Below are 22,858 nucleotides of genomic sequence, written 5' to 3' on the forward strand. Positions count from 1 at the left end.
CGTCCCGGCGCCCCCCGCTACGCACCGCGCACCACCGCGGATACGCAGCGCGGCCGACGCCCGTCCGGCCCCGTGCGGGCTAGTGTCGGGCGTGTGAACGGCGACGGAGGCAACGGGCACCCGGCGCCCCGGCGGCGGGGCGCCGGCCGCGTCCTGCTGCTCGACGTCCCCCTCGCGCTGGGCCTCGGCGCGGTGGCGCTCGCCGGGGTGCACGCCCAGGGCGCCTGGAGCGACCGCGCCCGTGGGCCGGACACCGCCGGCCCGCCCTGGGACGGCCCGCCGCCCGACTTCGAGCCGGTGCCCGCCGCCGTCTACGTCTGCGTCGCGGTGGTCGTCGGCGCGCTGGCCCTGCGCCGCCTCCACCCCCGGTCGGCCTTCGTGGCGGCGATGGCGGCCGTGGCCGTGGTCTTCGGCGTCCTGGGCTCGGGCGGCCCGATCGTCCTGGCGCCCATGCTGCTCCTCTACACGCTGGCCGTGCGGCTCCCGCCCCGGCGCTGGCTCCCGCTGACGGCCATGGGGGTCCCCGTCTTCCTCGCCCTGCGCCTGGACCAGCCCTACCTGGGGCTGGCCTCCGCCCAGGCGGTGGCCGACCTGTTCGTCGCCCTGGGCCTGCTGCTGGGGCCCGCCGCGCTGGGCGTCATCGTGCGCTCCCGGCGCGAGAACGCGCGCCGCGAGCGCGCCCAGGAGCTGAGCCGCTCGGTCTACGAGGAGCGGCTGCGCATCGCCCGCGAGGTGCACGACGTCGTGGGGCACAGCCTGTCGGTCATCAACATGCAGGCCGGGGTGGCCCTGCACGTGCTGGAGAAGCGGCCCGAGCGCGCCCAGCCCGCGCTGGAGGCCATCCGCCAGACCAGCAAGGACGCCCTGGAGGAGCTGCGCGGCACGCTCGCCGTGTTCCGCACCCCCGAGGGCGGCGCTCCCGGCGACACCCGCGAACCCCCGCCCGGCCTGGACCGGCTGGACGACCTGGTCGCGGGCATCGCCTCGGCCGGGCGGCCCGTGGAGGTCCGCGTCGAGGGGGAGCGCGCCGCGCTCCCGGCGGCGGTCGACCACGCGGCCTACCGCATCGTCCAGGAGGCGCTGACCAACGTGGTGCGCCACGCCGGCGGCGCCGGCGCCACCGTCGTCATCGGCTACCGGCCCAAGGAGGTCACCGTGGAGATCACCGACACCGGCCCGGCCCGCCCGGGTGCGGCACCGGCCGAAGGCGGCGGGATCGCCGGGATGCGCGAGCGCGCCCGCGCCGTCGGCGGGCGGCTGGCGGCGGGGCCGCGCCCCGAGGGCGGGTTCGCCGTGCGCGCCGAGCTGCCGCGGGGTGAGCGATGACGGCCGTGCGCGTGGGGATCGTCGACGACCAGGCGCTCGTGCGGATGGGCCTGCGCGTGCTGATCGAGGCCGAGGACGACCTGGAGGCGGTCGGCGAGGCCGCCGACGGCCGCGAGGCGGTCGAGCTGGTCCGCCGCGAGCACCCCGACGTGCTGCTGATGGACGTGCGCATGCCGGTGATGGACGGCATCGCCGCGCTGCGCGAGATCGCCGCCGACGACCGGCTCGCCGCCACGCGCGTGGTGGTGCTGACCACCTTCGAGCTGGACGAGTACGTGTTCGACGCGCTGCGCGCCGGTGCGGCGGGCTTCCTCATCAAGGACAGCGAGCCCACCGAGCTGCTGCGCGCGATCCGGCTGGCCGCCGCCGGGGAGTCGCTGCTGTCGCCGTCGGTGACCCGCAGCGTGATCTCCACCTTCGTCTCCCGCGCGCCCCACAGCGCCCCGCGCCCACAGCTGCGCGAGCTGACCGAGCGCGAGCGGGAGGTGCTGGCGCTGGTCGGCGAGGGCCTGTCCAACGCCGAGATCGCCGAGCGGCTGGTGGTCAGCCCGGCCACCGCGCGCACCCACGTCAGCCGCGCCATGGTCAAGCTGCACGCGCGCGACCGCGCCCAGCTGGTGGTCATCGCCTACCGCGCGGGCCTGGTGCGCTGAGCCCGCGCGGGGCCGCCCGCCGGGCCCGGACCCGCATCGCTCACGGCGAACACGATGCGGGGAACAAACCCGGACTCTCGTTTATTGAGTGTTAGTGACTCAACAAGGAGGGTCTGATGACTGAAGCGCAGTCCAGTGCGACGTTCCCGGTGCTTCCCCTTGACGAGGACGTCGTCCTCCCCGGCATGGTCGTGCCGGTGGACATCTCCGACTCCGAGGTGCGCGCCGCCATCGACGCCGCGCGGGCCGGGGGCGAGGGCGCCGCGCGGGTCCCCGGGATCCGGTCCACGGGCAAGCCGCGCGTGCTCATCGTGCCCCGCGTCGACGGCAACTACGCCGCCATCGGCACCGTCGCCGTCGTGGAGCAGGTCGGCCGCACCCCCGAGGGCGAGCCGGCCGCCGTGCTGCGCGGCACCGCCCGCGCGCGGGTCGGCAGCGGCACCGCCGGCCCGGGCGCGGCCCTGTGGGTCTCCGCCGAGGTCCACACCGACGTCGCCCCCGAGGGCGGCTACCCCGGCAAGGTCCTGGAGCAGGCCCGCGAGTACAAGACCCTGCTCACCACCTACCTGCAAAAGCGGGGGGCGTGGCAGATCCTCGACGGCATCCAGCAGCTGGACGACCCCGGGCGCCTCGCCGACCGCGGCGGCTACTCCCCGTTCCTCAAGACCGCCCAGAAGCTCCAGCTCCTGGAGACCTACGACGTCGCCGAGCGGCTGCGGCTGCTCAGCGAGTGGACCCGCGAGTACCTGGCCGAGCTCGAGGTCGCCGAGACCATCGACCAGGACGTCCAGGAGGGCGTCGAGAAGCAGCAGCGCGAGTTCCTGCTCCGCCGCCAGATGGAGGCCATCCGCAAGGAGCTGAACCAGCTCGACGGCAAGCCCGGCAGCGAGGAGGACGACTACCGCGAGCGCGTCGAGGCCGCCGACCTGCCCGACCACGTCCGCAAGGCCGCGCTGGCCGAGGTCGACAAGCTGGAGCGGGCCGGCGACTCCTCGCCGGAGTCCGGCTGGATCCGCACCTGGCTCGACACCGTCCTCGACATGCCGTGGAACACCCGCACCGACGACTCCTACGACATCGTGGGGGCGCGCGAGATCCTCGACGCCGACCACGCCGGCCTCGACGACGTCAAGGAGCGCATCGTCGAGTACCTGGCCGTGCGCAAGCGCCGCGAGGAGCGGGGCCTGGGCGTGGTGGGCGGGCGCCGCAGCGGCGCCGTGCTCGCCCTCGTCGGCCCGCCCGGCGTGGGCAAGACCTCGCTGGGGGAGTCCGTGGCGCGCGCCATGGGCCGCAACTTCACCCGCGTGGCGCTGGGCGGCGTGCGCGACGAGGCCGAGATCCGCGGCCACCGCCGCACCTACGTCGGCGCGCTGCCGGGCCGCATCGTGCGGGCGATCAAGGAGTCCGGCTCCATGAACCCGGTCGTGCTCCTGGACGAGATCGACAAGGTCGGCACCGACTTCCGGGGCGACCCCACGGCCGCGCTGCTGGAGGTGCTCGACCCCGCGCAGAACCACACGTTCCGCGACCACTACCTGGAGGTCGACCTCGACCTCTCCGACGTCGTCTTCCTGGCCACCGCCAACGCCCTGGAGACCATCCCCGGGCCGCTGCTGGACCGCATGGAGCTGGTGCAGCTCGACGGCTACACCGAGGACGAGAAGGTCGTGATCGCCCGCGACCACCTGCTGCCCCGGCAGCTGGAGCGGGCGGGGCTGGAGCCCGGCGAGGTCGAGTTCGGCGAAGACGCCCTGCGCTCCATCGCGGCCGAGTACACCCGCGAGGCCGGTGTGCGCGGCCTGGAGCGCACCGTCGCCCGCGTGCTGCGCAAGGTCGCGGCGGGCGTGGCCCTGGGCGAGCGGGAGCTGCCGCTGCACGTGGCCGCCGCCGACCTCAAGGACTTCATCGGCCGCCCCAAGCACACGCCCGAGACCGCCGAGCGCACGGCCGTGCCGGGCGTGGCCACGGGCCTGGCGGTCACCGGCACCGGCGGCGACGTGCTGTTCGTCGAGGCCTCCCTGGCCGACCCCGAGTCCGGCGCGAGCGGGCTGACCCTCACCGGCCAGCTGGGCGACGTCATGAAGGAGTCCGCGCAGATCGCCCTGTCCTACCTGCGCTCGCGCGGCGCCGAACTGGAGCTGCCGGTGGGCGACCTCAAGGAGCGCGGCGTGCACCTGCACGTCCCGGCCGGGGCGATCCCCAAGGACGGCCCCAGCGCCGGTGTCACGATGACCACCGCCCTGGCGTCGCTGCTGTCGGGCCGCCCGGCGCGCGCCGACGTCGCCATGACCGGCGAGGTCTCGCTGACCGGCCGCGTCCTGCCCATCGGCGGGGTCAAGCAGAAGCTCCTCGCGGCGCACCGGGCGGGGATCACCACGGTCCTCATCCCCTCGCGCAACGAGCCCGACCTCGACGACGTCCCCCAGGACGTCCTGGACCAGCTCACCGTCCACACGGTCAGCGACGTCCGCGAGGTGCTGGAGATCGCGCTTGAGCCTGCACAGCGCGCAGCGGCCGTAGCGGCCTGACCGCCGGACCCAGAGGGGCCGTCCCGTGCGAGGGGCGGCCCCTCCCGTGTGTCCGCACCCCGGCCGCACGGTCACCCGAAGCGGTCAGGCCCTGCGGCTGGACGACCCCGCACACGCCGTGGCATAGAGCGGGCCGCGAGCCCCACCCCACGGCCTCCCGGACCGCACGGTTCGTGAGGCCGTGGCGGACGTGCTCTCGGGCGCGGCGGGCCGCCTCGTCCGAGGGCCACGCGGAGGAGGCCGCCGTCGCCGAGGGCTCCGACGAGGGGCGGCCTCGGTGGTGCTCAGCACCGACGCCGCCCACCCCGGCCACCGGCCACGCGGGGCCGTGCGGGCGGGTTGCGATCCGGTGACGGGAGGTGTGCGCCCCGATCCGGCGTGGCTACGATGAGGGCGCCTCGCCCGCCAAGGCGGGGAAGGGCCGCGCCCCGGGGCCGGCACCGGCGCCCGGGAAGGGGGACTGACGGCGTGGAGCCGCTGGAGCCGTCCGACCCCGCGCGCATCGGCGCCTTCCGCCTCACCCACCGCCTGGGCGAGGGCGGGATGGGCCGGGTCTACCTCGCCCGCACCGCCTCCGGCCGCCAGGTCGCCGTCAAGGTCATCCGCTCCGGCCTGGTGCAGGACAGCGGGTTCCGCGCCCGCTTCGCCCGCGAGGTCGACGCCGCGCGCCGGGTGGGCGGGTTCCACACCGCCTCGGTCGTGGACGCCGACCTGTCGGCCGCGCCGCCCTGGATCGCCACCGCCTACATCGCCGGCCCAACGCTCTACCGGCGGGTCCGCGAGCACGGCCCCATCGCGCCGCCCGCGCTGCACGTCCTGGCCGTCGGGCTGGCCGAAGGTCTCCAGGCGATCCACGCGTGCGGGCTGGTGCACCGCGACCTCAAGCCGGGCAACGTCATCATGACCCACGACGGGCCGCGCATCATCGACTTCGGGATCGCCCGGCCGCTGGGCGCCGACACCCTCACCGGCAACGAGTCCGTGGTGGGGACCCTGCCCTACATGTCGCCGGAGCAGGTCGACGGCTCCGGCGTGGGCCCGGCCTCCGACCTGTTCTCGCTGGGGACCGTGCTGGCCTTCGCCGCCACCGGGGCCAACCCGTTCAAGGCGCCCACCATGGCCGAGACCGTCCACCGCCTCACCGGGCCGCCGCCCGACCTCGGCGGCGTCGATCCCGTCACGCGGGAGTTGATCGCCGACTGCTGGAACCGCGACCCCGGCGCGCGGCCCACCCCCGACGCCATCCTCACCCGCTTCGCCGAGGGCGTCCTGCGGGACTCCGGGGCCGGGCCGGGCGCCGGCGGGCCCGGCGGACCGGCCGCGCGCGGCGCGGGCGGACCCTCCGGCGGCGCTGAGGCCCCCGGTGCCCGGCCTGACGAGGCGCCGCCCCCCGTGACAGCGGCACCCGCCGCAACCGAGCGGATTCTGGACGCGGCCACCCCGCGCCGCGACCCGCACCCGCGCCGCCCGCCGGTGTGGCTGCTCGTGGGCGCCGGCGCCATGGTGGCGGCGCTCGTGGTGGCGACGGGCGCGGTGTGGGGCGTCAGCCTGCTGCTCGGGGCCGAGGCCGCAGAGGGGGAGGGCGGCGCCACCACGGGCGAGGGCGGCGCGGCCGGCGCCTCCGTCCGCTTCCCTCCGGGGCCCACCCCCACGCCGCAGGGCGAGGGCGGAGAGGTGCGGACGGTGGCGGTCGGGCCCGGCGGGACCATCGCGGCGGGCGGCGACGACCTGGCGTTCAGCCTGTGGGACGCCGCGACCGGGGAGCCGGTCACCACGGTCAACGGCGGCTTCCACGTGGACGCACTGGCGTTCAGCCCGGACGGCGGCCTGCTCGCCGTGGGCGGCAGCTACACCGACGTCGTCCTGTGGGACCCCCAGACCGAGGAGAACGTCGCCACACTCGGCTCCACGGCGACCGAGATCGCGTTCAGCCCGGACGGCCGGACGGTCGCCACGGCCATCGGCGCCACACGGCTGTGGGACGTCGAGACCGGTGAGCAGACCGCCACCCTGGACGAGGCCGACAACGACGTGATGGTGACCGCGCTGGCGTTCAGCCCCGACGGCGCCACCGTCGCCACCGCCGAGGGCGAGGGGCCCGTCCGCCTGTGGGACGCCGAGACGGGCGAGGAGACCGCCGCCTTCGAGCACGACGACTACGTGTTCTCGCTGGCGTTCAGCCCCGACGGCGCCGTGCTGGCCGCCGGCACCGAGACGGAGGCCGAGCAGGGCGCCGTACTCCTGTGGGACGCTGAGTCGGGCGAGGAGGAGTCCGAGCTGCACCACGACGGCCGGGTGGATTCGGTGGCGTTCCACCCCGACGGCGGGATGCTCGCGAGCGGCGGCGCCGATATCGCGGTGTGGGACACGGGGACCGGAAGGCCGATCGCCGAACACCTGGCCGGCGGCACCTGGACGCGCTCGGTGGCCTTCAGCCCCGACGGCACCGTCCTGGCCGCCGGAGGCGAGGACGGCATCGTGCGGACGTGGGGCGTGGAGGCCGCCGGGACCGCTACGGACTAGCGCCCGGCCGGCCCCGGCCCGGCGGCACCTCTGCCGCTCCCCGCCTCCGCTCCCGCCGCGCGCCGCGCCGGGTGGGGGCGGGCGCTGGCTACCGTGGGGGTCATGACCTCTGCGCACGACGCTGAACGAGAACTGCACGTCGCCGTCATCGGGTACGGCAAGGGCGGCGAGGTGTTCCACGCCCCGCTGATCGACACCACCCCGGGGCTGCGCCTGTCGGCTGTGGTCACGGGCAACCCCGAGCGGCAGGCGGCGGTGCGGTCGCGGTACCCGCACACCGAGGTGGTCGGCTCGGCCGAGGAGCTGTGGCGGCGCGGCGGCGACATCGACATCGCGGTGGTCACCACGCCCAACGAGACGCACGTGCCGCTGGCGCGCGCCGCGCTGGAGGCGGGGTTCGCCGTGGTCGTGGACAAGCCGTTCGCGCTGCGGGCGGCCGACGCGCGCGAGCTGGTGGCCCTGGCCGAGCGGCTGGGGCGGGTGCTGACCGTCTACCAGAACCGGCGCTGGGACTCCGACTTCCTGACCCTGTGGAAGCTCATCGACGAGGGCGCGCTGGGCCGCGTGCACCGGTTCGAGTCCCGGTTCGAGCGGTGGCGGCCCGAGGCCAAGGGCACCTGGCGCGACAGCGGCGACCCCGACACCGGCGCAGGGATTCTCTACGACCTCGGCCCCCACCTCATCGACCAGGCCGTCAACCTGTTCGGACCGGTCGAGGCGGTCTACGCCGAGCTGGACGCCCGCCGGGGCGCGCCCGCCGACGACGACTCCTTCCTGGCCCTCACCCACGCCGGGGGCGTGCGCTCCCACCTGTGGATGAGCGCGGTCGCCGCCCGGCTCGGGCCGCGCTTCCGGGTGCTGGGCGACCGGGCGGCCTTCACGATCCACGGGCTGGACGGCCAGGAGGACCGGCTGGGGCGCGGCGAGCGCCCCGACGCCCCCGACTGGGGCGTGGAGCCGGAGGCGGCGTGGGGCCGCGTGGGCACCGACGACGACCCGCGCCCGGTGCCCAGCGAACGCGGCGCCTACCCCGCCTTCTACGCCGCCGTGCGCGACGCGGTGGGCGAGGGCGAGCCGGTGCCGGTGGAGCCGCACGAGGTGGTGCACGGGCTGGAGGTCATCGAGGCGGCGCGGCACAGCGCCCGCACGGGCCAGGTGGTACGGGTGGGCGCCGCTCCCGGCTCACCTTCCAACTGATTCGTTGGAATCCGGGGTGCCGTCCTCGGTCGCCGACGCTCCGGCGGCGGCCGAGGCGCCCGGCGCCTCGGCCGCGCCCGCGGCGCCGCGGGCGCCCACCGCGCCCGCCACGGCGGCGTTGGCCATCGCCACGATGTGGGCGCGCAGTTCGGCGCGCCCGGCCGGGGTGAGCGCGCGCGGCCCGATCACCAGGCGCGCCATCTGCGGCATCGCGAACGGCCAGGTGCCCAGGCCCAGCAGGCACAGCAGGGTCATGGCCGCCGCGCTGTCGGGCTCCACCCCGGCGCTGCGCGCCAGCGCCAGGACCTTGCTGGCGTAGACGTCGGCCCGCGCGGTGTCGTCGGGCAGCGGGCGGTCCTCGAAGTACAGCGCCTCCCACATCATCAGCCGCACCATCGTGCGGTTGGCCGCGTGGGAGTCGAACAGCCGGCCCACCCACTCGCCGACGTCCTCGTCGGGGGTGGGCAGGGTGGCCGCGTGCTCGGCCTTGACCGCCTCCAGCACCGCCTGGAACAGCTTCTCCTTGCTGCCGAAGTGGCCGTAGACGCGTTCCTTGTTCACACCCGCGCTCTCGGCGATGCGGTCGATGCGGCCGCCCGCGATCCCGTGCTCGGCGAACTCCGCGCGCCCCGCCTCCAGCAGTTTGCGGCGGGTGGCGGCGCTGTCCCGTGGTGCCATCATGCCGCCCATCATAGGCCAGTTGACATCCAACTGTTTGGTTGGTTTATATGGGGCCATGCTCAACCAGACACGCCCGCCGGCGCCTCCCGCCGGCGGCGCGGCCCCGACCGCGCCCGCCTCCGCCGCGCCGGCCGCCGCGCGCATCCTGCCGTAGGTCCTGGTCATCGCGGCCGCCGCGCTGGTCATCACCGGCCAGCTCTACCTGGCCCTGCCCCTCCTGGCGCCCATCGCCGCCGACACCGGCGCGAGCACCGCCACCGTCAGCTGGACCGTCACCGCCTTCGGCGCCGCCTACGCCCTGGGCTTCCTCGTTTTCGGGCCGCTCGTACCGCGGATCGGCCACCGCCGGCTCATCGCGGTCGGGCTGGCCGCCACCGCCCTGTTCGCCGCGGTCACCGCCCTCATGCCCACCGCCGAGACCGTGATCGCCGCCCGCGTGCTCCAGGGCTGCGCCGCGGCCACGTTCGCGCCCACCGCCATCGGCTACCTCACCCGCACCATCCCCGCGCACCGCCGGGCGCACGCCTTCACCGCTCTGACCAGCGCGTTCCTGGCCTCGGCCGTGGTGGCGCAGGTGGCCGCCCAGTTCATCGCCGACCGCTGGGGGTGGTCGGCCGCCTTCCTCGCCTCGGCGGTGGTCACCGCGGGGGTCGCCGTGCTGGCGCGCGTGGTCCTGGTGCCCGACCGGCGCGACGGCGCGACCCCGCTCGCCGAGGCCTACCGCGGCCTGCTCAGGGCGGCGCTGCTGCCCCGGCTGCTGCCCTTCTTCCTGATCGCGCTGACCCTGCTCTTCGGCTTCGTGGGCGTGTACGCCGCCGTTCGGCCCACCAACCCGCTGGGCGTGGCGGGCGACGCCGGTGCCCTGCTCACCCTGCGCGCGACCGGACTGCCCGCCATCCTGCTCGCGCCGCTGGCCATGCCGCTGCTGGCGCGCCTGGCGCCGCTGCACCGGCTGGTCGTGAGCACGGCCGCGGCGGCGCTGTTCATCGGGGCCGCGGCCGCCTCGGTGCCCGCGGTGGGCTCGGTCGGGCTGTTCACCCTGCTGCTGGCGGGCTTCGTGTTCGCCAGCGCCGTGGCCCTGCCCGCGGCGATGCAGGCCACCACGGCCGCCGCGGGGGCCGAGCACCTGGCGGGTGCCAACGCGATGTACGGGTTCTGGCTCTACATCGGCTCCAGCGCGGCGGCACCCGCCGTGGCCGGGGCGGTCGGGCTCGGGTTCACCGGTCTGGGCGCGGTGTTCGCCGCCGTGCTGCTGGCCGGCTCGGCCGCGGCCCTGGGAGCGGCGCTCCTGGCGCGGCGCGCCGGGTAGGGATCCCGCTCCCGCCGGGGCCCGGCCGGCAGCGAGCCGCCCCGACCTCCTCGTCGGCCCCGCGCGAGGCGTGCCCGCGTGCCCTCCCCGCCACGGGCGGGGAGGGACTCTCCCTTATTAGGCACGTGCCAGGCGTGCCGTCCCGGGACGCCGGCGACACGCGTGCCGGGTGCGGGAAACAGAGGAGGGCCTTCCGGGTCCGGCGCGGACCACCACGTCCGCACCGGCGCCCGGGAGGCCCGTGCGCCCCGCCGGCGCCGCCCCGCGCGTCCGCCGCCGCGCCGGGGCGACCCCCGGATGCCCTGTGCGGCGGGTCACCTGTCTACCGTCGGATGGGTGGAGGACAGGACGACGGGAAGCGGCGGGTTCGAGGGGCACCGCGCCGGCACCCCCGCCTACCGGCGGCTCACCGTCGCCATGACCGCCGCCGGGATCGCCACCTTCGCCCAGCTCTACGCCGTGCAGGCGGTGCTGCCGGGCCTGGCCGCGGGGTTCTCCGCCTCCGCGTCCCAGGTGGCGCTCACCGTCTCCTTCGGCACCGGCGGCCTGGCCGCCTTCGTCCTGCTCTGGAGCGGGCTGGCCGACCGGTTCGGGCGCGTCCGCGTGATGGCGCTGTCCCTGTCGCTGTCCACCGCCCTGGGGCTCGCCGCGCCCTTCGCCCCCGGCATGGCGGCGCTGCTGGTGCTGCGCGGCCTCCAGGGCGCCGCCCTGGGCGGGGTACCCGCCGTGGCGATGGCCTACCTCGCCGAGGAGGTCCACCGCTCCCACGTGTCCCGCGCCGCCGGGCTCTACATCGCCGGTACCACCGTGGGCGGCATGAGCGGACGGCTGGTGGCCGGTGCCGTGGCCGGGATCGGCGGTTGGCGCTGGGGCGTGGGCGCCGGGTCGCTCCTCACTTTGGCCGCCCTGATCGTCTTCGCCGCGACCGTGCCGCGCAGCCGCGGGTTCACCCCCCGGCGGCGCGGCGGGAGCGGCCCCGGGCCGGCGGCGCGGCTGCGCTCCGCCGTGGCCGACCCCGGGCTGATCGCGCTCTACGCCCAGGGCCTGTTCCTCATGGGCGCGTTCGTCACCGTCTACAACTACCTGGGCTTCCGCATGACGGGCCCGCCCTTCGACCTCCCGCCCGCGCCGGTCGCGCTGCTGTTCACGGCCTACCTCGCCGGCACCGCCAGCTCCGCGTTCGTCGGCCGGGTGGTGGAGCGCGCCGGGCGGCACGCCGTGCTGCTGGCCGGGGTCGCCGCCATGGCCGTCGGCGCGGCGGCCCTGCTGCTGCCCGCGCCGGCCGCCGTGGTCGCCGCGCTGCTGCTGTTCACCTTCGCGTTCTTCTCGGCCCACGCCACCGCGTCGGCCTGGGTGGGCGTGCGCGCCACCACCGCCCGCGCCCAGGCCGCCGCCCTCTACACTCTCGCCTACTACCTGGGCTCCAGCGCCTTCGGCTGGCTCGGCGGCGTGGCCTACGACCACCTCGGCTGGGCCGGGACCATCGGCTACGTGCTCGCGCTGTGCGCGGCCGCGGCACTGGCCGGGGCGGCCCTGCGCACCCGGCGGGGATGAGAGAGTCATAGGGGCCGGGCCGCGGGGCGGCCCGCGTCCCGCCGCACCCGCCGCACCGCCGCGCGGGGCCCGCCGCGCGTCCGCGCCGCCCAGGACGATCAGGGAGGAAGCCGTGGCCCAGGTTCTCGTCGTCGCCGACGACCTCACCGGCGCCAACGCAACCGGCGCCCGGTTCGCGCGCTCGGGCATGCGGGTGGCGACCGTGACCCCCGAGCACGTCGCGGCGGTCGCCGAGGAGTACGACGTGGTCGTGGCCAACCTCGACAGCCGGCACGCCTCGGCCGAGCAGGCCGCCGACCTGGTCACCGACGTGGTGGAGGCCATCTGGCCGGTGGGCCTGGTCGTCAAGCGGATCGACAGCACCCTGCGCGGCAACGTCGGCGCCGAACTGGAGGCCGCCTGGCAGGCGGTGCGCGAGCGCGTGCCCGCCCAGGTGGCCGTGCGCGCGCTGCTGGTGCCCGCCTTCCCCGCCTCGGGCCGCACCACGGTCGACGGTGTGCAGCTGCTCGACGGCCGTCCGCTGGAGGCCACCGAACTCGCCCGCGACCCGTTCTGGCCGATGGACACCGGCGACGTCGCCGCGATCCTGGCCCGCCAGACCGGCCTGGCGGTGCGCCGGGTGCCCGACCGGCAGGTCACCCAGGACATGCTCGCCGCCGACCTGCGGGCCGGCGACGAGCCGGTGCTGCTGTGCGACGCCGCCGACGAGCGCCGCGTCGAGGACCTCGCGGGCGCCGCCGCCGAGGTGCACCGCACCGACGGCACCGTATGGGTGGCGGCCGACCCCGGCCCGGGCGGGGCGCTGCTGGCCTACGCGCTGCGGCTGCGCGGCCAGGCCCGCGCGCCCGGCCCGCTGCTGGCCGTGGCGGGCAGCACCACCGACCTCACCCGCGAGCAGTTCGCCGCGCTGGCCCGCACCGGTCCGGCCCGGTTCGTCGACGCCGACCCCGAGCGGCTGGGCCGCACCGACGACCACTTCGACGAGGTGTGCCGCCGCCTCACCGACCAGCTCACCTCGGCGGTGTTCCCCGAGGTCGTGGTGCTGCGGGCGCTGGCGCCCGGCGGCGACTCCCCGGCGGCCGCCCGCGCGCTGCCCGGCCGCCTGGCCGAACTGGTGGCCGAGGTGGTGGCGGCCGTGGGCGACGAGGCCGGCAGCCACGCCCTGCCCAGCGGGGTCTACCTCACCGGCGGCGACGTCGCCGCCAGCGTGCTGGAGGCCCTGGACGTGCACGCCTTCGAGGTCGCCGGCGAGGTGCTGCCGCTGGCGGTGCACGGCGCCCTCAGCGGCGGCCCGCTGGACGGCGTGCCCGCCGTGGTCAAGGGCGGCCTGGTCGGCGACTCCGCCGCCGCCGTGGAGTGCCTGGCCCGGCTGCGCCGCGCCGCCCGCGCGCGGCTCCAGCAGGTGCACTCGGAGGTCTCCGAGCATGTGCTGCCCCCGGCCCACCGCGCGCCGCAGGGCGCGGTCTGGGGCGGGCCGCGCACCGCCTGAACGGCGGCCGTCGTACGGGTGGCGGGCCCGGCGGCCGCCGCGCCGACGCCGGGGCCCCGTCACGCCGGCACCGCGGCGCCCCGCCCTCCGGCTGAGAGCGGGGCACGCGGTCCGCACCGGGGGAGTGGCCGGTCCCCTCCGCTTTGCGACCGTTCCCCCGGAACGCCTGGCCGGGACGATCAGCCGGCCCCGGGTCGATGCGGCCCGGTCAGTCCCGGGCCGGGTCCACCTCCGGCACGGCGAAGGGCGGGGCGCCGGTGCCCTCCACCCGGTAGCCGCCCCACACGTCGGGGCCCGACAGCGTGCCCCGGCCCTCGTGGCCGCCGGGCGTGCGCAGCAGCACCGACGTGCGGCCGGCCGCGACGGCCTCGGCCACCCGCGGCGAGGCGGCCACCCGGCCCACCCAGCGGTAGGCGCCCATGAGCGGGTCGAAGTGCCCGGCCACGTGCGCCTCCACCGCCGCGGTCGACTCGCCGAAGTCCAGGTCGGCGGGGCCGTGGTACTCCTCCTCGTCGTCGCCCATGCCGCTCATCGCGCCGCCTCATTCCGCTGCGCCCGCCGGGGCGCTCCGGCGGGCGCGCCCTCGGGGCGCTGCGCCGCACCGGCCCCCGACGGCGTCCGGCGGGCGGCGCCGGGCAGGCCGGCCGGGGGGATTTCGGGCCGCAGGTGGTAGTTGTGCGGGTCGAACCGCCGGGTGCGCAGGGCGTAGTCCCAGGTGAACCCGGGCCACAGGGTGGTGTTGCGGCCCTTGTCGTTGAGGTACCAGCTGTCGCAGCCCCCCGAGACCCACACCGTGCCGCGCATCCTGCGCTGCACCCATTCGTTGTAGGCGGCCTGCGCGTCGGCGCGCGCCTCGATGCGGTCGATCCGGTTGCGGGCGGCGTGGCGCAGCGCGGCCATGGTGTAGTTGATCTGCGCCTCGATCATGAACACCTGCGAGGTGTGGCCGAGCCCGGTGTTGGGGCCGGCCAGCATGAACAGGTTGGGGTAGCCCGCGACGGTGGTGCCGCGCAGCGCCGTCATGTCGTCGCCCCACCGGTCGGCCAGCCGCACCCCCTCGGCGTCGCGCAGCCGCTGGGCGATGGGGCTGTCGGTCACGTGGAACCCGGTGCCGAAGATGACGGTGTCCACCTCGTGCCGCACCCCGTCGCGGGTGACGACCGCGTCGGCCTGGAACCCGGCGATGCCCTCGGTGACCACGTCGACGTTGGGCCGGTCCAGCGCGGGATAGTAGTCGTTGGACAGCAGCATCCGCTTGCAGCCGATGGTGTAGTCCGGCAGCAGCTTGGCGCGCAGGCGGGGGTCGCGCACGCCGCGCCGCAGGTTGAACCGCGCCAGCCGCTCCACGGCCTTCATCAGGCGCGGGCTGTGCACGAACCCGAGCACGTAGCTCTCCCGCCCCCAGTAGATCGCCAGCCGGGCGGCGCGCTGGGCCAGGGGGATGGTGCGGTAGACCCAGGTCTCGGGCCGGGTGATGTCGCGGTCGTGGCGGGGCAGCACCCACGGCGGGGTGCGCTGGAACAGCTTCAGCTCGCCCACCACCGGCTGGATCTCGGGCACGAACTGGATGGCCGAGGCCCCCGTGCCCACCACGGCCACCCGCCGCCCGGTGAGGTCGTGGTCGTGGTTCCAGGCCGCCGAGTGGAACACCGTGCCCGCGAAGGAGTCCAGCCCCGGGATGTCGGGGACGGCGGGGTCGGCCAGCGGCCCGCAGCCGCTGATGAGGAACTGCGCGGTGAACACGCCGCCGGTGGTGGTGACGCGCCACCGGTTGGCTGCGGGCTCCCAGCGCGCGTCGGTGACCTCGCAGCCGAAGCGCACGTGCCGCACCACGTCGTGGTCCTTGGCGACCCGGCGCAGGTAGTCCCAGATCTCGGGCTGCGGCGAGAAGCTGCGCGACCAGTCGGGGTTGGGCGCGAAGGAGAAGGAGTAGAGGTGGGAGGGCACGTCGCAGGCGGCGCCGGGGTAGGTGTTGTCGCGCCAGGTGCCGCCGACCTCGTAGGCGCGCTCCAGCAGCACGATGTCGTGCAGTCCGGCCCGCTTGAGGCGGACCGCCATGCCGATTCCGGCGAACCCGGTGCCGATGATGGCGACCCGGTGGTGGACGGGGGGCGTCGGGGTCTCCTGGTCGTCGCGCACGCGAGGCGTCCTTTCGAGCGGGTGGGCGCGGGTCCGGGCGGGGAGGCCGGCCCGGGGATCAGGCGCGTTGAGTCCCCGGGCCGGCGGTCGGTGCGGCGGGTGCGCCGGGGCGGCCCAGCAGCCCGGCCTTGCGCCAGAAGTAGCGGCCCGGCCCGGAGATCGCGCCGGCCGCGTCGAGGGTGGCCACGACCTTGCGGGCGGCCCAGGTCTTGGTGTCGGTCCAGTACGGGTTGCGCCGGGCCGCCTTGCGGGCGGTCCGGGGGTCCAGGCCGACGCGGGCGTAGACCCGGGGGTTGATCAGCCGCGTGGTGGCGTAGTAGACGACCAGGCCCAGCACGAACCGGCTGTAGTGCTGGATGAGGGGGTGGCGGTTGTGCCAGTCGCGGGCGAACTCCTCGCGGGCGTAGCGCATGTGGCGGGCCTCCTCCACGACGTGGATGCGGGAGACCGCCCGGGTGAGCGGCTCCAGCTCCTCGTCGACCATGATCTCGCGCTGGAGCTGGTCGAGGATCTCCTCCACGAAAAGCGCCCCGCTGAAGGTGAGCGGGCCGTTGGAGAGGGTCTTGAAGACCCGGCCGAGGAACTGCGCCACGGGGTCGAGGCGGTAGAAGGGGGCGTCCAGTTTGCCGAGCATCCGGGCGAACATGACGGAGTGGCGGCACTCGTCGGCGATCTCGGTGTAGGCGTACTGGACGTGGCTGGTGGTGGGGTCGCGGTCGTAGGCGTGCCGCACGAGCATCTGCATCAGGATCGTCTCGAACCAGATGCCGATGCTGGCGACGCTGGCGATCTCCTGGCGGCTCAGCTCCCTGCGCTGGTCCTCGGTGAGCGTCTCCCACAGCTCGGTGCCGTACAGGCTCAGCCGCTCGGGGCGGATCGCGTAGCGGTCGCGGTCGATGGGGGCGTCCCAGTCGATCTCCACCAGGGGGTCGTAGGACGCCTTGGCCGAGGAGCGCAGCAGGCGCTTGGCGATGTCCTCGCGGTCGGTGGTGCGGGTCTGCGTCTTGGGGGTCACGCCGGTCCTCCTTGTCCGCCGGCGGCGGGCCGCGGCCGGGACGGGTTCATCGCGGCCCGCTCGGGGGGCGAGTGTGATCTCCTCCACACCGTGTGTGGCGAAACATTACAATGACCATTGTCACGATGCAAGAGGGGAAGGTCGGGGCGGTGGACCGGCGGCGCGCGGCGCGCGGGACTCCCTAGGCTGGAGGCATGGCCGAATACCGCATTGACGAGCTGGCGCGGCTGGCGGAGACCACCGTCCGCAACGTCCGCGTCTACCAGGACCGGGGACTGCTCTCCCCGCCGCGCCGCGAGGGCCGCGTCGGCATCTACACCGAGGCGCACCTGGCGCGCCTGCGGCTCATCGGCCAGCTGCTCAAGCGCGGCTACACCTTCGCCAACATCAGCGAGCTGGTCAGCGTGTGGGAGCGCGGCGGCGACCTCAACGACATCCTCGGCTTCGAGGCCGCCATCGGCGACCCCTGGACCGACGAGATCCCCGGCTACGTCACCATGGCCGAGCTGCGCCGGATGTTCCCCGGCCAGGTCACCGCGCCCAACCTCACCCGCACCCTGCGCCTGGGCCTGCTCGAACGCGAGGGCCTGCGCTTCCGGGTGCCCAGCCCCCGCCTGCTCAACGCCGGCGCCGAACTCGTGGCCGCCGGCATGCGGCTGAGCACCGTGCTGGACATCTCCGAGCGGCTCAAGCAGCGCGTCGACACCCTCGCCGAGGAACTGGTGCGCACCGTCGCCGACCACATCCTCGCCCAGCACGCCCCCGAGGGCATCCTCAAGGGCGAGGAGATCGCCGAGACCGCCTCGCTGGTGCGCCGCCTGCGGCCGCTCGCCCAGACCGCCGTCGACGCCATGCTCGCCGGGTCCATGTCCCGCCACCTGCACGAGGTCCTGGGCGAGCACTTCGCCGAGGTGCTGGAGCACATCAACGAGCACAGGCACGCCGTCGACCAGCCCGCCGGGCAGGGGGCGCCCTCCACCGGCTGATCCGCGTCCGCGCCGGTCGCGGACTGTCCCGCGCCCCGGCCGCCGGCGCGCGTCAGGCGGCCTCGGCGGCCTCGCCGGCCAGGGCCGCCAGCGCCTCCAGGTGGGCGCCCACCGCCTCGGGCGCCTCCAGCGGCAGCATGTGCCCGCAGTCGGGCAGCACCGCCACCGCGGCCAGGGGCAGCGCCCGCGCCAGCGCGCGGGTGTGGCGCAGCCGCACCAGGCGGTCGCGCCCGCCCGCCAGGATCCGCACCGGCACGGCGCGCAGCGCGCCCAGCCGCCCCGACAGGTCGTGGCGCACCAGCGGCTCGTAGAACCCCACCGCCACGCGCGTGGGCGTGCTGTGTAGGAGCTGGGCGCACTCGCGCACCGCCAGCGGATCGGCCCGCGTCCCGAACGCGGCCCTCCGCACCGCCGCGCGGTAGGCGCCCGAGTGGGGCGGCAGCAGCGCGCGCAGCCGGTCCACCGCGCCCGGGGCCCGCGCCAGCCCGCGCGCCAGGGCCCGCCGCAGCACGCCGGCCGCGCGCCGGTGCGGCGGCAGCCCGGGGTCGTCCGGGTCGAGCCGCCCGGCGGCGGTGGCCGCCAGCAGCACCCCCGCCACGCGCCCCGCCACGAACCCCGGGCGGGCGGCGGCCAGCGCCATGACCGCCCGGCCGCCCATGGAGTGCCCGCCCAGCACGAGGGGTCCGTGCGGCGCGCAGTCCTCCAGCACGCGCAGCAGGTCCTCGCCCAGCACCGCCGCGCTGAAGGGGCGGGTGCCCAGCGTGGACCCGCCGTGGCCGCGCTGGTCGAACCGGACCACCCGCACCGGGCGGCGGGGGCCGGCCACCAGGCGCGCCACGGTCGGGCGCCAGGTGTCGGAGGCCAGGGCCCAGTCGTGGGCCAGCACCACGGTCACCGGGGCGTCGACCGGGCCGCGCAGGTGGACGCGGAGTTCGGCGCCGTCAGGGGTGCGCACGGTGCGGGTCTGGTCGGCGGCCTGCCGCAGGGGGATCACGGGGCGGCTCCTGGCGGGTCGGGGGCGCGGGTGTCCCCCTGTGTGGTTCCCGCTGCGCGCCCGGCCAGTCGCCCCGCGCCGCCCGCCGTGGACCCCGGGGGTCAGCCCGGGGCGCCGGCCGCGCTGGGGGTGTCGGGCTCCTGGCGGACCGCGGTCACCGGCAGGGGGCGGGTGAAGCGCAGTTCGGCGGGGGCGCCGGCCGGCACGGCGGGGGAGCGGGGGAACACCGGCCGCACGCGCTCGTAGGCCGAGCCGGGCGCCGGGCGGGGGTCGGGCTCGCCCTTGTTGGGCCAGAACGACATCGCCCGCTCGGCCTGTGCGGTGATGGTCAGCGACGGGTTGACGCCGAGGTTGGCGCTGACGGCCGAGCCGTCGACCACGTGCACCCCGGGGTGGCCGTAGAGCCGGTGGTAGGGGTCGATCACGCCGGTCTGGGGTGAGGCGCCGATCGGGCAGCCGCCCAGGAAGTGCGCGGTGAGCGGGACGTTGAAGACGTCGCCGACCGTGCCGCCGGGGAAGCCGTCGATCTCGGCGGCCAGCCGGGTCATGACCTCCTGGCCCTGCGGGATCCAGCTCGGGTTGGGCTCGCCGTGGCCCTGCCGGGAGGTCAGCACGCGCCGGCCCAGCAGGCCCCGGCGGGTGTAGGTGGTCAGCGAGTTGTCCAGCGACTGCATGACCAGGCCGATGATGGTGCGCTCGGAGAACCGGCGCACCGACATGCTGCGGGTGAAGACGTAGGGGTGGCGCGCGGCCAGCAGGAGGAACCGCAGCCAGCGCGGGATCCGCCCGCCGCCGGGCACCTGGATGGTGGCCAGCAGGCCCATGGCGTTGGAGCCCTTGCCGTAGCGCACCGGCTCGACGTGGGTGTGGGGGTCGGGGTGCATGGACGAGGTGATCGCCACGCCCCGGGAGAAGTCCTCGGGCGGGTCGATGTGCCGGGTCATGGCGCCGGCCAGCGACTCGGAGTTGGTGCGGGTGAGCGAGCCCAGGCGCGGGGAGATGCGGGGCAGCAGGCCGGAGTCGCGCATGCGGTGCAGCAGGGTCTGCGTGCCGTAGGTGCCGGCGGCCACCACCACCTGGCGGGCGGTGAAGGTGCGGGCGTTGGCGCGGGTGCGCGGGGCGCCGGTGGCCAGGGTGTCGACCGCGAAGCCGGGGCCGCGCCCGGGCGGCAGCTCGCGCAGGCGCTCCACCGTGGTCATGGGGTGGATGACCGCGCCGCCGCGCTCGGCGAAGTACAGGTAGTTCTCGGTCAGCGCGTTCTTGGCGCCGTGGCGGCAGCCGGTCATGCAGTTGCCGCACTCCACGCAGGCGCGGCGGGCGGGGCCGGCGCCGCCGAAGTAGGGGTCGCCGGCCGACTCGCCGGGCTCGGCGCGGCAGGAGCCGTCGGCGTCGCGGCCGTCGCCGAAGTACACGCCCACGGGCGCCAGGCGGAAGGTGTCGCCCACGCCCATGTCCTCGGCGACCTTCTTCAGGTGCACGTCGGCGGCGGTCATGGTGGGGTTGGTGCGGGCGCCGAGCATGCGCTGGGCCTGGTCGTAGTAGGGGGCGAGTTCGCTGCGCCAGTCGGTGATGTCGCGCCACTGGGGGTCGTTGTAGAAGTCCTCCAGCGGGGTGTAGAGCGTGTTGGCGTAGTTGAGCGAGCCGCCGCCCACGCCGGCCCCGGCCAGGATCATCACGTCCCGCAGCAGGTGGATGCGCTGGAGGCCGAACATGCCCAGCGCGGGCGCCCACAGGAAGTTGCGCAGGTCCCAGGAGGTGGTGGGGAGGGTTTCGGGCGTGAAGCGGCGGCCGGCCTCCAGCACGCCGACGCGGTAGCCCTTCTCGGTCAGGCGCAGCGCGCTGACCGCGCCGCCGAAGCCCGAGCCGATGACCACCACGTCGTAGTCGAAGGGGTCGGCCGCGGATCCGGCCGAATCCCGGGCGGGCCGCTCCTGGGCGTGGTACTTGTGGTCGGCCTGGTCCGCCTGGTCCGCGGGGTGGTGCTGAGCCGGTCGGGACTGCGCTGATGCGTTCTCCGTTGCCACGGCCTCGCCTTCCTGTGCTGCTTCGGCTGGGGACTCGCGCCTGAAGTCCGCACTCCCAGCACCCGACCGCGGGACGGTCAAGCACTTGGAAATGTGACATCGGCTATTGTAATGTTCCTCACCTACCAGCGGGTAAGGTGACCCGCTTAACACAGAGCTGTGCCGATCTCACACTCCCCGCACTCCCACATCCCCATCGCGGCGTCCGCCGGATGCCCGGTAGAGGAGGAATCCATGGCAGAGGAAGAGGAGACCCCGGCCGAGGCCGCCCCCGTGTCGGGCGGTACCCGCTGGCGGCGGTTCGGTCTGGCCCTCATCCCGGCCCTCGGCGCGGCGGGCGTCCTCGTCGCCATGACGGCCCAGGGGACCATCGCGGCGTCGTTCGCGGTGTCGGGGCAGAGCTTCAAGGTGTCGGCCGACCAGCTGCGCGGCACCGGGTTCACCCAGTACGGCGACATCGCCACCTCGGGCGACGGCTCCGAGCACCCGGTGGGGGTGTCGGTGATCGACGAGGTCGAGCTGGACAACCTGTGCCAGTCGGTGCTGATGGACACCCCGGTCGGCGAGGTCACCCTGCTGGTCAACGCCGGGCAGGGCGACGAGCCCGCGAGCGCGCGCAACATGGTGATCGACGTCCAGCAGCTCTCCGGCGACGCCGAGTTCACCAACTTCGAGATCGGGCGCGACGCCTCGACCCTGGAGAACGCCAGCGGCGAGGTCGGCGAGGTCGGCGGCTTCGGCCAGCAGGCCGACACCATCACCATCGACGGGCTGCGCCAGACGGCGTGGTCGGTCAACGCCGGGACGTTCAGTCTCACCGGGCTGCGCCTGAGCGTGGAGCCCGGCGACCACGAGTGCTACTGATCCCATGGCAGGCAACGGCTCGCACGGTACGGACCGCCCCTTCGGCGCCCGCGCGGCGCGCGGCGTGCGCGGCACACCCCGCCGCGCGTCCGCACGGAGGTCGGCGTTCCGGCGGTGGCGGGGCAGCCGGCCCTTCTGGGGCGGCCTGCTGACCGTCCTGGCCGGGGCGGTGGTCATCGCCGCCCCCGCCCTCAACCCGCTGGAGCTGATCGTCCAGCAGGGCATCGCCGGGATCTCGGGCTACTTCGCCGGGGTGCTGCTGATGGCCATCGGCGTCCTGGTGTGGCTCCAGCCGCCGCAGCGGTTCTTCTACGGCATCGTGGCGATCCTGCTCGCGCTGGTGTCCTTCGTGACCTCCAACTTCGGCGGGTTCGTCTTCGGCATGCTGTTCGGCCTGGTCGGCGGCGCACTGACCATCGCCTGGGTGCCCGACCGCCCCGCGCGCCGGAAGGCCGCCCGGCGGGCGGCCGCGCGGGAGGAGCCGGAGGTAGGGACCGAGCGGGCGACCGGCGAGGCGCCGGGGCCGGCCGACGAGGAGGCCCCAGGAGCGGCGCCGGAGGCGCCGAGGAAAGCGGAGGCCGACGCACGCGGGGAGGAGCCGCCCCCCACGCGCTTCGAGCCTCGTGGGGAGTCGCCCACCACGCGCATCGACACTCGGGGGGCGGCGCCCGTCGAGCCCCGTGCTGCCGAACCGCCCGGCAGTCTGCACGCGCTGTCGGCGGCGGTCCTGGCCCTCGCGCTGGCCGTGCCGGGACCGGCCGCGATCACCTGGCCCTGGGACGACTGGTTCGGCGGAGGCGGCGGCGAGACCTCCGAACCGTCCCCCTCGCCCTCGCCCAGCGAGTCCGGCGCCGCCCCGTCGGACCCGCCCGGCGGCGGCGATGAAGGCGGCGCGGGCGGCGGAGCCGAGGAGGGCTCCGGCGATGGCGGCACGGCCGAGGACGGCGCGGACGGCGCGGACGCCGACGAGGACGCGCAGCGGGAGGAGGAGCGCGACCGGCCCGAGCCCGCCGCCGAGTGCACCGTCCAGGAGGGCGCGGCGGCGATGCCCGAGGAGGAGTACCGCGCGCTGCTGGAGGCGTGCCGCCGGGCCCAGGAGTCCGGCGAGCCGCCGGAGGTCCAGGTCAGCAGGGGTGATGAGGCGCCGTGGCCGGCGCACACCGCCGAGTCGGGGCTGAGCGCCGACCGCCTCCACATGGAGGGCGCGTCCTTCGACGGGGTCGTGGAGTACCCCTCCCGCAACGGGACCGTGCGCTACCTCAAGCTGTCGATGGACGTCGCGGAGTTCACCGGCGCCCGGCAGTGGTTCGCGTTCGACGGCGGCGACGGGGCGCTGGAGATCCCCGAGATGACGATGTCAGGCGAGGTCGTCATGCACGTCACCCGCATGAAGGCCAGCATCCTCGGCATCCCTCTGACCTTCACCCCCGACTTCCCCCCGCCCCTGCTCCTGCCCACCATGACCGTCACCGACCTGGAGGTCGACCAGCCCTTGGCCCAGGCCCAGGAAATCTCGATCGGCGACCTGTCGGAAACCATCGAGGCATAGGCGGCTCGCGGCGATCCCGGCCTTTTA

The 22,858-nt window shown here is 75.8% G+C and carries 17 protein-coding genes; 11 read left to right on the top strand and 6 right to left on the bottom strand.

Annotated features, from left to right (window positions below; all coding sequences use genetic code 11):
* Window positions 1-93: 93 nt before the first annotated feature.
* The 5 genes from HNR12_RS21400 to HNR12_RS21420 all read left to right on the top strand — a co-directional run bounded on the left by HNR12_RS21400 (window position 94) and on the right by HNR12_RS21420 (window position 8,227).
* Window positions 94-1,326 carry a sensor histidine kinase gene (locus tag HNR12_RS21400; RefSeq protein WP_308118414.1) on the top strand — a complete coding sequence of 411 codons (1,233 nt, stop codon included), beginning with the start codon at window positions 94-96 and terminating at the stop codon, window positions 1,324-1,326.
* On the top strand, window positions 1,323-1,979 hold the full coding sequence (locus HNR12_RS21405) for a response regulator (protein ID WP_179769254.1): 657 nt from the start codon (window positions 1,323-1,325) through the stop codon (window positions 1,977-1,979). The genes HNR12_RS21400 and HNR12_RS21405 overlap by 4 nt, the downstream gene beginning before the upstream one ends.
* 116 nt (window positions 1,980-2,095) lie before the next feature.
* The gene (gene lon / locus HNR12_RS21410) at window positions 2,096-4,507 is read left to right on the top strand and encodes an endopeptidase La (RefSeq protein ID WP_179769255.1); all 2,412 of its coding nucleotides are present in this window, start codon (window positions 2,096-2,098) and stop codon (window positions 4,505-4,507) included.
* Window positions 4,508-4,975: 468 nt separating this feature from the next.
* Window positions 4,976-7,030, top strand: a complete 2,055-nt coding sequence (locus HNR12_RS21415; RefSeq protein WP_179769256.1) for a protein kinase domain-containing protein — start codon at window positions 4,976-4,978, stop codon at window positions 7,028-7,030.
* A gap of 102 nt (window positions 7,031-7,132) precedes the next feature.
* Window positions 7,133-8,227 carry a Gfo/Idh/MocA family oxidoreductase gene (locus tag HNR12_RS21420; RefSeq protein ID WP_179769257.1) on the top strand — a complete coding sequence of 365 codons (1,095 nt, stop codon included), beginning with the start codon at window positions 7,133-7,135 and terminating at the stop codon, window positions 8,225-8,227.
* Here HNR12_RS21420 and HNR12_RS21425 read toward each other — a convergent pair.
* Window positions 8,213-8,908, bottom strand: coding sequence for a TetR family transcriptional regulator (locus HNR12_RS21425; RefSeq protein ID WP_218902005.1), 696 nt, complete (start codon window positions 8,906-8,908; stop codon window positions 8,213-8,215). The two genes, HNR12_RS21420 and HNR12_RS21425, sit on opposite strands and share 15 nt — an antisense overlap.
* 178 nt (window positions 8,909-9,086) lie before the next feature.
* On the opposite strand from HNR12_RS21425, the gene HNR12_RS21430 reads away from it, so the two are divergent.
* The 3 genes from HNR12_RS21430 to HNR12_RS21440 all read left to right on the top strand — a co-directional run bounded on the left by HNR12_RS21430 (window position 9,087) and on the right by HNR12_RS21440 (window position 13,260).
* Entirely contained in the window at window positions 9,087-10,217 is a 1,131-nt protein-coding gene (locus HNR12_RS21430) for an MFS transporter (protein WP_276516433.1), read from the top strand.
* A 336-nt stretch (window positions 10,218-10,553) separates the two neighbouring features.
* A complete protein-coding gene (locus HNR12_RS21435) occupies window positions 10,554-11,771 on the top strand; it encodes an MFS transporter (RefSeq protein WP_308118376.1) in 1,218 nt (405 codons plus the stop codon).
* A 112-nt stretch (window positions 11,772-11,883) separates the two neighbouring features.
* A complete protein-coding gene (locus HNR12_RS21440) occupies window positions 11,884-13,260 on the top strand; it encodes a four-carbon acid sugar kinase family protein (RefSeq protein WP_179769259.1) in 1,377 nt (458 codons plus the stop codon).
* 208 nt (window positions 13,261-13,468) lie between these two features.
* On the opposite strand, the gene HNR12_RS21445 is transcribed toward HNR12_RS21440, so the two are convergent.
* From HNR12_RS21445 to HNR12_RS21455, 3 genes are read right to left on the bottom strand one after another with little or no spacing between them, the layout of a single operon-like run.
* On the bottom strand, window positions 13,469-13,792 hold the full coding sequence (locus tag HNR12_RS21445) for a DUF4873 domain-containing protein (RefSeq protein ID WP_179769260.1): 324 nt from the start codon (window positions 13,790-13,792) through the stop codon (window positions 13,469-13,471).
* Complete coding sequence (locus tag HNR12_RS21450) at window positions 13,789-15,399, bottom strand: flavin-containing monooxygenase (RefSeq protein ID WP_338119811.1); 1,611 nt, start codon at window positions 15,397-15,399, stop codon at window positions 13,789-13,791. Before HNR12_RS21450 ends, HNR12_RS21445 begins: the two co-directional genes overlap by 4 nt.
* A 58-nt stretch (window positions 15,400-15,457) precedes the next feature.
* On the bottom strand, window positions 15,458-16,414 hold the full coding sequence (locus HNR12_RS21455; protein ID WP_179769261.1) for an AurF N-oxygenase family protein: 957 nt from the start codon (window positions 16,412-16,414) through the stop codon (window positions 15,458-15,460).
* Between the two features lie 194 nt (window positions 16,415-16,608).
* On the opposite strand from HNR12_RS21455, the gene HNR12_RS21460 reads away from it, so the two are divergent.
* The gene (locus tag HNR12_RS21460) at window positions 16,609-17,400 is read left to right on the top strand and encodes a MerR family transcriptional regulator (protein WP_179769262.1); all 792 of its coding nucleotides are present in this window, start codon (window positions 16,609-16,611) and stop codon (window positions 17,398-17,400) included.
* Between the two features lie 52 nt (window positions 17,401-17,452).
* On the opposite strand, the gene HNR12_RS21465 is transcribed toward HNR12_RS21460, so the two are convergent.
* Both HNR12_RS21465 and HNR12_RS21470 read right to left on the bottom strand, forming a co-directional pair.
* On the bottom strand, window positions 17,453-18,394 hold the full coding sequence (locus HNR12_RS21465; RefSeq protein WP_179769263.1) for an alpha/beta fold hydrolase: 942 nt from the start codon (window positions 18,392-18,394) through the stop codon (window positions 17,453-17,455).
* 101 nt (window positions 18,395-18,495) lie between these two features.
* Entirely contained in the window at window positions 18,496-20,268 is a 1,773-nt protein-coding gene (locus HNR12_RS21470; protein ID WP_179770800.1) for a GMC oxidoreductase, read from the bottom strand.
* Between the two features lie 384 nt (window positions 20,269-20,652).
* On the opposite strand from HNR12_RS21470, the gene HNR12_RS21475 reads away from it, so the two are divergent.
* Both HNR12_RS21475 and HNR12_RS21480 read left to right on the top strand, forming a co-directional pair.
* Complete coding sequence (locus HNR12_RS21475) at window positions 20,653-21,282, top strand: DUF6230 family protein (RefSeq protein ID WP_179769264.1); 630 nt, start codon at window positions 20,653-20,655, stop codon at window positions 21,280-21,282.
* A gap of 4 nt (window positions 21,283-21,286) precedes the next feature.
* A complete protein-coding gene (locus tag HNR12_RS21480; RefSeq protein ID WP_179769265.1) occupies window positions 21,287-22,831 on the top strand; it encodes a DUF6114 domain-containing protein in 1,545 nt (514 codons plus the stop codon).
* The last annotated feature ends 27 nt before the right edge of the window (window positions 22,832-22,858 follow it).

It is taken from the genome of Streptomonospora nanhaiensis (assembly GCF_013410565.1).
Lineage (GTDB): Bacteria > Actinomycetota > Actinomycetes > Streptosporangiales > Streptosporangiaceae > Streptomonospora > Streptomonospora nanhaiensis.

Excerpts from the sequence above, each read along its gene's own strand:
- HNR12_RS21475 (WP_179769264.1), top strand. The coding sequence starts at position 20,653 with ATGGCAGAGGAAGAGGAGACCCCGGCCGAGGCCGCCCCCGTGTCGGGC.
- HNR12_RS21405 (WP_179769254.1), top strand. The coding sequence starts at position 1,323 with ATGACGGCCGTGCGCGTGGGGATCGTCGACGACCAGGCGCTCGTGCGG.
- HNR12_RS21420 (WP_179769257.1), top strand. The coding sequence starts at position 7,133 with ATGACCTCTGCGCACGACGCTGAACGAGAACTGCACGTCGCCGTCATC.
- HNR12_RS21445 (WP_179769260.1), bottom strand. The coding sequence starts at position 13,792 with ATGAGCGGCATGGGCGACGACGAGGAGGAGTACCACGGCCCCGCCGAC.
- HNR12_RS21460 (WP_179769262.1), top strand. The coding sequence starts at position 16,609 with ATGGCCGAATACCGCATTGACGAGCTGGCGCGGCTGGCGGAGACCACC.
- HNR12_RS21425 (WP_218902005.1), bottom strand. The coding sequence starts at position 8,908 with ATGATGGCACCACGGGACAGCGCCGCCACCCGCCGCAAACTGCTGGAG.
- lon (WP_179769255.1), top strand. The coding sequence starts at position 2,096 with ATGACTGAAGCGCAGTCCAGTGCGACGTTCCCGGTGCTTCCCCTTGAC.
- HNR12_RS21480 (WP_179769265.1), top strand. The coding sequence starts at position 21,287 with ATGGCAGGCAACGGCTCGCACGGTACGGACCGCCCCTTCGGCGCCCGC.